This is a genomic window from Methanosarcina sp. A14 (assembly GCF_001729375.1).
Lineage (GTDB): Archaea > Halobacteriota > Methanosarcinia > Methanosarcinales > Methanosarcinaceae > Methanosarcina > Methanosarcina barkeri.
Genome location: NZ_LZPK01000122.1, coordinates 1 through 11,052, shown reverse-complemented (window position 1 = coordinate 11,052; position 11,052 = coordinate 1). Strand labels below are relative to the sequence as shown.

General features: G+C 42.8%; 13 protein-coding genes, 1 tRNA gene and 1 pseudogene. 9 read left to right on the top strand and 6 right to left on the bottom strand.

From position 1 onward, the window contains the following. Positions 1–13 precede the first annotated feature (13 nt). The 3 genes from dnaK to A9239_RS06760 all read right to left on the bottom strand — a co-directional run bounded on the left by dnaK (position 14) and on the right by A9239_RS06760 (position 3,297). The gene (dnaK, locus tag A9239_RS06770; RefSeq protein WP_048118742.1) at positions 14–1,876 is read right to left on the bottom strand and encodes a molecular chaperone DnaK; all 1,863 of its coding nucleotides are present in this window, start codon (positions 1,874–1,876) and stop codon (positions 14–16) included. Positions 1,877–2,081: 205 nt separating this feature from the next. Continuing rightward, a complete protein-coding gene (grpE, locus tag A9239_RS06765) occupies positions 2,082–2,711 on the bottom strand; it encodes a nucleotide exchange factor GrpE (RefSeq protein WP_048118744.1) in 630 nt (209 codons plus the stop codon). A 127-nt stretch (positions 2,712–2,838) separates the two neighbouring features. Further along, entirely contained in the window at positions 2,839–3,297 is a 459-nt protein-coding gene (locus A9239_RS06760; protein WP_080941496.1) for a heat-shock protein, read from the bottom strand. Between the two features lie 341 nt (positions 3,298–3,638). Here A9239_RS06760 and A9239_RS06750 point away from each other — a divergent pair, with 341 nt between their 5' ends. The 7 genes from A9239_RS06750 (at position 3,639) to A9239_RS06725 (ending at position 7,470) form a co-directional block, all read left to right on the top strand. Next, positions 3,639–4,598: an ATP-grasp domain-containing protein gene (locus A9239_RS06750; RefSeq protein WP_048118748.1), complete on the top strand. Its 960-nt coding sequence runs from the start codon at positions 3,639–3,641 to the stop codon at positions 4,596–4,598. 113 nt (positions 4,599–4,711) lie between these two features. After that, positions 4,712–5,695 (top strand): hydantoinase/oxoprolinase family protein, encoded by a 984-nt coding sequence (locus A9239_RS06745; protein ID WP_048156874.1) that lies wholly within the window; start codon positions 4,712–4,714, stop codon positions 5,693–5,695. 24 nt (positions 5,696–5,719) lie between these two features. After that, a complete protein-coding gene (locus A9239_RS20285) occupies positions 5,720–5,848 on the top strand; it encodes a hypothetical protein (protein ID WP_255361916.1) in 129 nt (42 codons plus the stop codon). Positions 5,849–5,921: 73 nt separating this feature from the next. Next, complete coding sequence (locus A9239_RS06740; RefSeq protein WP_048118752.1) at positions 5,922–6,590, top strand: amino acid kinase; 669 nt, start codon at positions 5,922–5,924, stop codon at positions 6,588–6,590. A 213-nt stretch (positions 6,591–6,803) separates the two neighbouring features. After that, positions 6,804–6,974 (top strand): zinc finger domain-containing protein, encoded by a 171-nt coding sequence (locus A9239_RS06735; protein WP_011308351.1) that lies wholly within the window; start codon positions 6,804–6,806, stop codon positions 6,972–6,974. 90 nt (positions 6,975–7,064) lie between these two features. Further along, positions 7,065–7,334, top strand: a complete 270-nt coding sequence (locus A9239_RS06730) for an elongation factor 1-beta (protein ID WP_048118753.1) — start codon at positions 7,065–7,067, stop codon at positions 7,332–7,334. Positions 7,335–7,398: 64 nt separating this feature from the next. After that, positions 7,399–7,470 (top strand) — tRNA-Ala (locus A9239_RS06725). 141 nt (positions 7,471–7,611) lie between these two features. On the opposite strand, the pseudogene A9239_RS20885 reads toward A9239_RS06725, so the two are convergent. Both A9239_RS20885 and A9239_RS20880 read right to left on the bottom strand, forming a co-directional pair. Continuing rightward, a pseudogene (locus A9239_RS20885) lies at positions 7,612–7,683 on the bottom strand (hypothetical protein); the annotation flags it as partial. 68 nt (positions 7,684–7,751) lie between these two features. Beyond that, positions 7,752–7,865, bottom strand: a complete 114-nt coding sequence (locus A9239_RS20880; protein WP_141706394.1) for a type I restriction enzyme endonuclease domain-containing protein — start codon at positions 7,863–7,865, stop codon at positions 7,752–7,754. A gap of 303 nt (positions 7,866–8,168) precedes the next feature. Between A9239_RS20880 and A9239_RS06720 the strand changes: the two genes are divergently transcribed. Together A9239_RS06720 and A9239_RS06715 are read left to right on the top strand one after the other, a co-directional pair. Continuing rightward, complete coding sequence (locus A9239_RS06720) at positions 8,169–8,972, top strand: M48 family metallopeptidase (protein WP_052712727.1); 804 nt, start codon at positions 8,169–8,171, stop codon at positions 8,970–8,972. 348 nt (positions 8,973–9,320) lie between these two features. Further along, on the top strand, positions 9,321–10,631 hold the full coding sequence (locus A9239_RS06715) for a hemolysin family protein (protein WP_048155079.1): 1,311 nt from the start codon (positions 9,321–9,323) through the stop codon (positions 10,629–10,631). 241 nt (positions 10,632–10,872) lie between these two features. On the opposite strand, the gene A9239_RS19370 is transcribed toward A9239_RS06715, so the two are convergent. Beyond that, positions 10,873–11,052: hypothetical protein (locus A9239_RS19370; RefSeq protein ID WP_218104560.1), on the bottom strand; the 180-nt coding region annotated here is incomplete at its 5' end.

Genomic DNA, 11,052 nt, shown 5'->3' with positions numbered 1-11,052 from the left:
TTTATTTATTTATTTATTTACGCTTTTCGTCGTCAACTACCTCATAATCGGCATCAACGACTGTCTCATCAGGACCTTGTGCATCATGGCTTTCTGCTGCTCCGCCTTCAGCCTGCTGAGCCTGCTGAGCCTGTTGAGCTTTCTGGTACATTGCAGTAGAAATTGGGTATACTGCTTCCTGAAGAGCTTCGGTTTTTGACTTAATGGCTTCGATGTCCGTACCTTCAAGAGCTTTCTTAAGGTCGTCGACTGCGGCAGTTACCTTTGACTTCTGGTCTTCGGTTGCCACATCTTCGGCTTCCTTCAAAGTCTTTTCCGCAGCGTTAATCAGAGCTTCGGCATTGTTCTTGGTCTCGACATCTTCTTTGCGCTTTTTGTCTTCTTCGGCATGCAATTCTGCGTCTTTGACCATGCGATCGATTTCTTCATCTGAGAGTCCACCCGGCTTCTGGATGGAAATGGACTGTTCCTTACCGGTTCCAAGGTCTTTTGCACCTACATGCAGAATTCCATTTGCGTCGATATCAAAGGTAACTTCAATCTGCGGTATGCCTCTTGGAGCTGGTGGTATACCATCCAGAGTAAAGCGGCCGAGAGTCTTGTTTTCGGAAGCAACTCCTCTTTCTCCCTGAAGGACATGAATCTCTACTGAAGGCTGGTTATCAGCAGCAGTTGAGAAAACCTGACTTTTCTTGGTAGGAATTGTCGTGTTTCTCGGGATAAGGGGGGTTGCTATACCTCCGAGCGTTTCGATTCCGAGAGTTAGAGGAGTAACATCAAGCAGCAAGACATCTTTGACTTCGCCCCCAAGCACACCTGCCTGGATGGCTGCCCCGATTGCAACTGCCTCATCTGGGTTGATGTTCTTGTAGGGTTTCTTGCCTGTAAAGTTTTCCACAAGCTCGACTACTGCAGGCATCCTTGTGGAACCTCCTACAAGAATCACTTTATCGAGATCATTTGGAGTGAGCTTTGCGTCGCTAAGAGCCTGACGCATAGATACAAGAGTCTTTTCAAGGAGGTCCTCGGTCATCTTCTGGAACTGAGCCCTTGTCAGGTCGATATCAAGGTGCTTTGGTTCTCCATCCGTACCAACTGTCAGGAAGGGAAGGTTGATATTTGTACTTGCAACTCCGGACAGCTCGATCTTGGCTTTTTCCGCAGCATCGGTTAAGCGCTGGAGTACGGCCTTGTCTTTGGAGAGGTCAATTCCCTCGTTTTTCCTGAACTCGGCGAGTAAGTAGTTAACTATACGCTGGTCGAAATCATCTCCTCCAAGGTGAGTATCACCGCTTGTAGATTTCACCTCAAAGACTCCGCTTCCAAGTTCGAGAATAGATACATCAAAGGTTCCGCCTCCCAGGTCGTAGACAAGAATTGTTTGTTCTATATCTCCCTTATCGAGACCATAAGCCAGGGATGCGGAAGTTGGCTCATTGATAATTCTCAGGACATCAAGGCCTGCAATTGCCCCTGCGTCCTTTGTAGCCTGTCTCTGGGCGTCATTGAAGTAGGCAGGAACCGTAATAACAGCCTGTTTGATGGTCTCTCCAAGATAAGCTTCTGCATCGGCTTTAAGCTTCTGAAGGATCATTGCGGAAATTTCCTGCGGCTTATACTGTGTTCCCTGAAGAGTCACCTTGTAATCGGCGTCTCCCATATGCCTTTTAATGGAATAAACAGTATTTTCAGGATTTGAAATGGCCTGCCTCTTTGCAACCTGGCCTACAAGTTTCTCTCCTTTTTTGGAAAATCCAACTACTGACGGAGTTGTCCTGGCGCCTTCGGCATTTGGGATCACGACAGCTTCCCCGCCTTCCATTACTGCCATGCATGAATTCGTAGTACCAAGGTCAATACCCAGTATTTTTGCCATGTTTTATCCTCACTAGATTACCTGATTAAATTATTCAATTAAAGTTTTCATTCAATCATAACGTTACAAAATATTTAGACAAATCATTAAGTTAAATTAGTAATTAAGTTATCTGGTAAAGTTAGAGTAAAGTTGTTCAGTTTAATTATGTTCAGTTTAATTAGAGAGTAAGTATGCTTTAATTCAGGAGTAAGATTTTTCTCCTTTATTTCTCGGCTTCATCAGGATTTCTGGCCACTGAGACCATAGCAGGCCTGATAACTTTAGAGTTAAGAGCATATCCGGTTTTGTAAACCTCTACTATAGTATTGTCCGGGACTTCAGAGGTCTCGATATGTTGAATTGCTTCATGCCTGTGAGGGTCAAATTCACTGGCTTTTTCACTCTCAATCTTCTCAATCCCATATTTTTCGAGGATTGAGAAAAACTGCCTTGAAAGTTGTTCTATTCCACCGACGATCGAGTTCATATCCTCTGCGGTTTTTGCAGATTTAAGGGCGCGATCAAAATTATCCGTTACTTCCAGAAAGTCAAGAAGTACCTGCTCGAGAGCAGCTTTCCGGTTTTCCTCCATCTGGCGGGCGGTCCGTTTTCTGAAATTGTCAAAGTCTGCTGCAAGCCGGTAGTACTTATCCATGAGAACCTGTTTCTCCTCCTGGCACCTGACTTCAGGACTTTTCTCAGCTTCCGAACTGGCAGAAGCCTCCTCGGGGTTTTCCCGTGCTTCATTAATCTCTTCCGCCGAAGAACCAGAATTTTGGGCTTCAGAATTTTCAGTCCCAGCCTGGGCATCTTCTTTAGAATCCGTGTTCTTTTCTTTATTGAATATTTTCATTAGTCGAACCCCATCAAGTAAGTACAACGGTTTCGCTCGTCCTGATCTGTGATTGTTTGTAATTCTATAAATAATTTTTGGGTATTTGAAGATACACATCACTCAAGAAAGCGAAGAAAAAGAAAAATCAGTAAAAGTGGTTTTGAAGTTTATCGAAAAGTGTTTTGAGCATTACTACGCTTGCAATCATGGAAGCCGCAACTGCCGAAATCACCTGGTCCCACCCGATGGCTGAAATTCCTCCTCCCAGTGCAAACTGTACGCCGCCTACAAGCGACACAAACACAAAGGAAAAGCCAAAACCTGCAAGAGCTCCACCGACAAGGGAACTTGGGGTATCCAGCCCACGTTTTTCGTAAAAAACCATGCCTGCAATAAACATTACCGCAAAGATCAAAAGTACGACTGCGGAGGGCAATGGACTTTCTTTTGTGGAAAAAACCTCAAAGAGCCCGAGCCCCATATCAACCAGGAATATACCCATGAAAACCGCAATGGCAAGGGTTTTGACAAACGGGTTTTCAAAGATCGACTGAGTATTTGGGTTTATGCTGTTAATAGTACCAGGCACCTTTATGTTTTTCAACGTTTAACTTTATGTTATAAACTGTATAATTTATATAAACTTTTACATACGCAATTTCATTTTTAGTAAGCCTTTTTAAAAACTGCCTGACCGCAAGCCTTTTAAAAAGGACTTGACCGAAAAATCCAGCAACAAATGCAGTCGGCGTGATCAACCGGCGCAACGGTTGTGGCACAACCCTTTAAAAAAGACTTGACCGAAAACTACTGCTAAATCAAAAAAGTCATAACAGCGTGATCAATCGGTGCAACGATTGCAGCTCAACGGTTGCACATTAAGTATTTTTTTGAAAAGACCTGGGACAAAAAGTAATAAATAAGTTCCCGAGTTTTTCCTTTCCGATGAAAATCCTGATTGCAGAATTTGCTGTCGGCACGGACATTGAAAAGTCCCTTATCCCGGAGGGAGCTGCCATGCTAAAAACCCTTTCGGAAAGCTTTGTTCGTCTTGGGCACGAGGTATACTACCCTTCAGCAGGTACGGAAATCTGCACAGGCACGTGCATTGAATCTACAGCTGAAAATTTCATGCAGGTAATTGAGAAAAAGGCAAAGGACTGTGATGCAGGGCTGATTATTGCACCTGATTCCATGCTTCCCGAGTTGAATAAAGTCCTTGAAGAAAATACCGTAAACCTGGGATGTTCACCTCAGTCGGCAGCCTGCTGTGCTGATAAGCTGATGTGCACGGAAATTCTGACGAAAGCCGGAATTAAAGCCCCTGAGATCGCAAAAAAAGCTGAAGAAGGCAAAAAGTATGTTACAAAGCCCAGGTTCGGCTGCGGTGCAGAGACAACATACCTCGTCACAGAGTTTGAGAACAACGAAGAATTTATTGCAAGCGAGTATGTTGAAGGAAAAACTCTGAGCGTAAGCCTTATCGCAGGAAAAAAACCGCTTCCTCTTACTGTAAACTGTCAGTTTATAGAGTTTGGCGAGAAAGAGGTTAAAACCAGAGAAAATGAGAAAACAGGAGTTTCCGGCATAAAATACAACGGAAGCCTTACTCCTTACCAGACTCCAAGGCGAGACGAACTCTATGAAACCGCAATCTCCACAGTCAAATGTCTGGACTGTTTCGGATATGTGGGTGTAGACATCATACTTGCTGACCTTCCGTATGTAGTAGATGTAAATCCCAGGCCTACAGCTTCGCTTTTCGGCATTAGCCGCGTTATGCGAGAAGAAATTGGAGACCTGCTTTTGAAAAATAAGTTTGGAGAACTTCCGGACTCTATACATATTGAGGGAGAATACCGCTTTTCAAAGGATGCATTGGGCGAGCTTTTCGGAAGAGCTTGAAAGGTAGGAAACAGATTGAAAAGCCTGAAGCTTGAAATATAAGGAACAGTTAAAAAGCCAGAGGCTTGAAAGATAGAGAACAGATTGAAAAAAACATGACAAAGGGCTCAAAAATGAATTCTAAAGTTATCGGGCTTGATATTGGAGGAGCGAATACTAAACTTGCCTCCTCGGACGGAACTATTGTAGAACTGCACTATTTGCCCCTCTGGAAGAATACACGGCTTCCGGAAGTTTTAAAGGAAATCGCACAGCGGCTGCAGCCCGAAAAAGTTGCTATTGTTATGACCGGTGAACTTGCGGACTGCTTTGAGGATAAGGAACAGGGAATCCGCTTTATAAAGTCATGTGTCGATTCTGCCTTTGGACTCTCAAAGGTGTCTTATATAAACAGTCTGGGGAAGTTCCAGAGTGAAGCTGACGATATGAGAGAACTTGCTGCTGCCAACTGGGCGGCTTCAACTAAGTTGATAGGAGAAGAGATCGGAGACTGTATTTTTGTGGATGTGGGAAGTACAACAAGCGATATTATTCCTATCCTGTCAGGAGAACATAAAGCCGGGCTTACTGACTTTGAGCGACTGGTCAGAAGTGAGCTAGTATATGCAGGCACCCTCCGGACAAACCTTGCCGCACTTTTAGAAAAAGTAAAACTTGAAAAGGGCTGGTGTAGGACAGCTTCCGAACTCTTTGCTACAACTGCAGACGCTTATCTCCTGCTTGGAAAAATTGATGAAAATATGTACACATGCGAGACCGCTGATGGAGCAGGCAGGAGCAAAACTGATGCTATGCGCAGGCTTGCAAGGCTAGTATGTGCAGACCTTTCCGAAATCCAGGAAGACGATATCTACGAAATTGCGGCCCAGGTAAAGGAAAAACAAATCTCTGTCCTGGCTGAAGCGATTTCCGAAGTTGCAGAAAGGAACGGGCTTAAAAGAATCGCAGCTGCAGGCCTTGGGGAGTTTCTTATAAAGGAAGCTGCAGAGCGGCTTGGTTTCGAATGTATTTCAGTATCTGGACGCTGGGGAGAAGAGATCTCAAAAGTCTTTCCGGCATATGCGGCTGCCAGGCTGCTTGCCTGCAAGCCTTTTTAAAAACAAGCTCTTTCAAAAAACTGCTTGCTCGCAAGCCTTTTCAAAAAAGGCTTAAGCGAAAACTCCAACCACAACGTGGTCGGCGTGATCAACCGGCGCAACGGTTGTGGCACAACCCTTTTGAAAAAAGGCTTGACCGAAAACTACTGCTAAATCTAAAACGTCATGACGGCGTGATCAACCGGCGCAACGGTTGCGGCTCAACGGTTGCCTGAAAGGAAAAACTATGAGAGTGGTAATTAAAATAGGAGGAAGCCTTATCAAAGAGGCTCCCGAGCTTGTAGACAGGTTGGTAAAGGAATTTGGCTCAGAGAGCCCGAGAATTCCAGAGGAAGCATGTACATCCGAAGAACATCCTTATTCCATTCTAATAGTACCCGGAGGAGGCATTTTTGCTGATGCTGTAAGGAAAACTGATGAGAGATTTTCGCTGAGTGCGGATGCAGCTCACTGGATGGCTATACTGGGTATGGAACAGTATGCCTGCTATCTGAAGGATAAAAGCCGCGCACTGGGAATAGATTCGATAGCTAGTCTGCCTCAGGGTGTATCTGTTCTTTTCCCATACAGGCTCTTGAGAACAAAGGATCCTCTGCCTCATAGCTGGGATGTGACCTCGGATACTATCGCGGCCTGGGTTGCAAAGCAGATTGGGGCAACCTTAATAAAGGCCACGGATGTGGACGGCATATTCAGAAATGGGAAATTAGTCAGGGAAATTTCTGCTGACAGCTATAGAGGAAGTCGTGAAAGCTGTATTGATTTTGCCCTGCCGGAATTTCTTCTGAAAAACCGAATGGAGTGCCTGATTGTAAACGGGAAATCTTCGGATAGAGTAATTCAGGCCGTGTATGGAAAGTCTGTGCTCGGTACTGTGGTAAAGGGGAATATTTAAATCGTATATCGTATATGACTAGGGCAGAAGAAGCACAGCATGTCCAAAAGCATTAATTAAATTCAGTTCATTAAATTTGCTAACGTTAACAAAGGTGCCAGGAAAAGCAGAAGCTTGATGCTTAAGGAAGGCGCCTAATTCACCGGCAATTCGTTACAAAATTCACTATTTGAAATAACTATTAATTTGAAGTAACCATTAAGGAGAAAAAAAATGTCAGCACAAAAAGTTGAATACTGTACTTCATGCGGAATTCGCCTCGTGGAAAAGGGTTATGTAAAGTTTCCCTGCCCGCAGTGCGGATCAGAAATAGGAAGATGTGGAAGCTGCAGGCAGCAGGGTAACGTATACACCTGCCCCAAGTGCGGATACAAGGCACCCTGATTAGGCAATAATCCCGAACCAGATTTATGCCAAAAATGTAAATGAAATAAAACTCGGTCAAAAAGATCAGATAAAAGTAGAGGAATAAGAATGGGTGACGTTGCAGCAAAGATTAAAATTATGCCAGAAAGCGTTGATACTGACCTTGGAGAGCTGAAAGGGAAGATAAAGGGCGTAATTCCAGCAGGAGCAGACCTTCACGGAGATATTGTTGAAGAGCCTATTGCTTTTGGTTTGAATGCTCTGATTGTAACATTAATAGTTAATGATGAAGAAGGCGGAACTGAGCCTGCAGAAGAAGCCTTTGCAAAAGTTTCCGGCGTTGAAAACGTCCAGGTTGTGGATGTCTATCGTATTTAAGAGGAGAAAAGACCCGGACAATGTGTCCGGAAAAACCATCTTCTATATTCTCCTTTCTCCAAAAGGGCTCGTAGATCAGGGGAAGATCGTTACGTTCGCAACGTAAAGGCCGCGGGTTCGAATCCCGCCGAGTCCACTTAAAAATTTTTGATTCTATTTAAAAACTTATAACAGTATATCAATACTGCTATTTTTCAAATTTCACTCTGCGTTTATCCCACTTTGGGAAGCAAATAGTAGCCAGAAGTTTTTGTTCAATCCCAGAAAGCTTCTTCGCTTAATGACATGAAGGATATCCGTACTTTTTCAACAATCGTTTTACATTGACCTTTATTTTTGCTTGGATATTTTTCCGGAGAGTTCAGTCAACGCCTGCATTTTGCCGAATAATCTTGACAAGTTCGACTGCCATGAGCCTTAATGTTTCATTGCCAGGATTTCCACGACACTTTTATTGTCAGCAAGAGCTTCATAAAAAGCAATTTTTTCACTATTCAAGCCTAATCCTTCACCTCTTTTATCATCTCTAATCCTTCACCTCTTTTATCATCTCTAATCCTTCACCTCTTTTATCATCTTCACTGATTTTCTTTACTAGATAGAGGAGCTCTTCTATAGCCTGCACTGTGTTAATACCCCGTTTTTATACTCATTTATTGCACGCTCAAGTACTTCGGCAAAAGCTTCCCATGAATTAAATTCCTGTGAAACCTGCTATTTCTTAAGAAAATTAATATGTAATCGATGTGCAATATACTCTTTACTGAACTTTGCAATATCATCTTAATTTTGGCAATATAATTTCATTTTGAGAAAAGTGGGGGAAAGAATAACTTGCTGGATAGCGAAGTAAGAAATCTCAGACATCCTGCCGAAATACCTCTTTTTGTTATCTGCCTGCTGATCAGTATTTTTATTTATGTCACACTAATGACAGTTCCACTTCTATATCCTGAAGAACTCGGGCCTGAATATATACTGGTAGTTCCGGCAGCGATTGCATTTCTCTCATTTGTTTCCGGGCAGACCTACGGAGGAATGATGGCAAATGCGATCAAACTTTCAGAAAAGCAGTTTCCTGAACTCTATGAAGTCATAAAACGCCTTTCTTATGAACTGAACTTTAAAGAAGTTCCGGATGCCTTTTTAATTCAGGAAGGCGGGATTTTAAACGCGTTTGCTACCCGGCTGTACTTCCGAAAAAATTATGTGGTTTTTTACGCGGATATAGTTGAGGTCGCATACAGGGAAGGAGACTTTGATTCACTTGAGTTCATTGTTGCTCACGAACTGGCCCACATAAAGGCAGGACATGTGACCCTACTCTACAATCTTGCTATCTTTCCAATTGCTTTTGTGCCTGTCCTCAAGGACTTTCTATGGACTGCCCTGAGCCGGGCAAGGGAATATACTTCGGACAGAATTGCAATTCGGCTCGTTCCTTCAGGCGAAAAAGGGCTTATAGTTCTTTCAGCAGGCGAACACCTTTACAAAGTTGTTGATTATGAGGAATACCTTGAAACCACAGTAAGTCCTGAAGGTTTCTGGGTCTGGTCTACCAATTTGTTTTCAACACATCCTGTATTGCTCAGAAGGATCAGAGCAATAAACGAAGACAGGCCTGGAAAGATTTTCTAAAGATAAATTTAAAAAATCTGTTGGAATAAAACGGGAAAATCTTACTCGTTTTCAGATTGAAAAAAATACAGGGCTTAAGATTGGAGCTGTAAGAATTAAGATTGGAGTTGTAGGACTTATTGGGGCTGTAAGAATTAAATTGAAGCTGTAAGAATTAAAATCTGGGTTGTGGAGAGAATTCCAAAGGGGTCGGCAGTCGGTCGAAATTGCAGGAAAATTAGCTACTCTACGAAAAAACGAGTGAATAAAAATAGAGATACTCGTAGTAAGATAAGAAGTATATAGATGCATAAATTTTTCTAAAGATTATAAATAACTTTATGTTATAACCAGACCAATACCTTTAAAATGGCATATTTACTTGAGATCGCAATCGTCCTTGTTTTGATCGCACTCAATGGCATATTTTCCATGTCAGAATTTGCTCTTGTATCTGCAAAGAAAACCCGCTTGAAGCAACGGGAGGAAGAAGGAGATAAACGGGCAGCTGTTGCACTTAAGCTTGCTAATGAGCCAACTCCTTTTCTCTCAACGATCCAGATAGGAATTACTCTTGTAGGAATCTTTACAGGTGCGTTTGGTGGAGCTACGATATCAGAAGAGTTTGCAGTATACCTTGAAAAATTTCCTGCCCTTTCTCCGTACAGTAACGTGATAAGCATCACTCTTGTAGTGCTCTTAATTACTTACCTGACCTTAATTTTCGGAGAACTTGTCCCAAAAAGGCTTGCGCTCAATAATGCGGAATCAATTGCCTCCAGTATCGCAAAACCTATGTTTTATCTTTCTATTATTGCAAGGCCGCTTGTAGTTATTCTCAGTAGTTCTACCGAAGCTGTGCTCAGGGTCATGAAAGTCAGGAAGACTGTTGAGCCCCCGGTAACAGAAGAGGAAATTAAGATTATGTTTGAGGAAGGAGCCAGAGCTGGAGTGTTTGAGAAAGCCGAATTAAGCATGATAGAAAGTGTGCTTGAGATCGGTGACCGACGTGTAGATTCTCTTATGACGCATCGCACTGACCTTATTGCGCTTGACCTTGAAGACCAAACTGATGAAAATCTGCGGAAAATGATCGAAAGCGGTAGATCCAATTTTCCTGCATATGAAGGTGATCTGAATAATATCGTCGGGATGATATCCGTAAAAAAAGTCCTTGAGAATTTTGTGGAAAGTGGGACTGTTAATCTCAAATTACTTGTTACAAAACCGCTCTTTGTACCTGAAAGCGCCTCAGTCCTGAAGCTTCTTGAGTCATTCAAGGAAACCGGAGTACATATTGCCCTTATAACTGACGAATACGGGAGTATTCAGGGTGTAATAACCCTTCATGATATCCTTGAGGCTATAGTGGGTGAAGTCCGCTCCCTTGGCGAGCCCGTGGAGACACAGATTAGTGTTAGGGAAGATGGTTCCTGGTTGATAGATGGGGACACTCCCATTGAGAAACTTAAAGATGTCCTGTCTGTGGACTCATTTCCAGGTGAGGAACTTGGGTACTATCGTACCACAGCAGGGCTGATCATTTTTATCCTGCAGCGAATTCCAGTAACCGGAGACCATATCGTTCTAGGAAGATTGAGGTACGAGGTTGCGGATATGGACGGCAATCGAATAGATAAAGTACTGGTAACGCCGTTTCCTTCTGTTTCTCAGGGTTGAATCCTGCCTTTTAGGGTCTTAAAAAATGCAGCTTAAATAATAATAACAAGGCGCAAATCATAATAACGAAAGGCTAAAACATCATGTAAATTAAAAAAGTAATAAAGAGAATTTCGAAAAATCAGAATGATATATCGGGAAATGTATAAGTTACCAAGATAAAGTACTCGAAATTCTCCTCTTGTTTATCAAGTCTGAATCAATAATAGGCTATTAAGGTTTATTTGCTGCAGGTGGTCTTTTAGTTTCCTGCGCAATCTTGGTCGCAGATTACTATACAGTCGTCAGGGAAGTCTTTTGCAAAATCGTCATCGTTACAGTTTTCAGTACAGTTGTCACAGCAGTTATCTGCACAGTTGGACCCGTTACAGTTGTCACAGCAGTTATCTACACAGTTGGATCCGTTACAGTTTTCAGTACA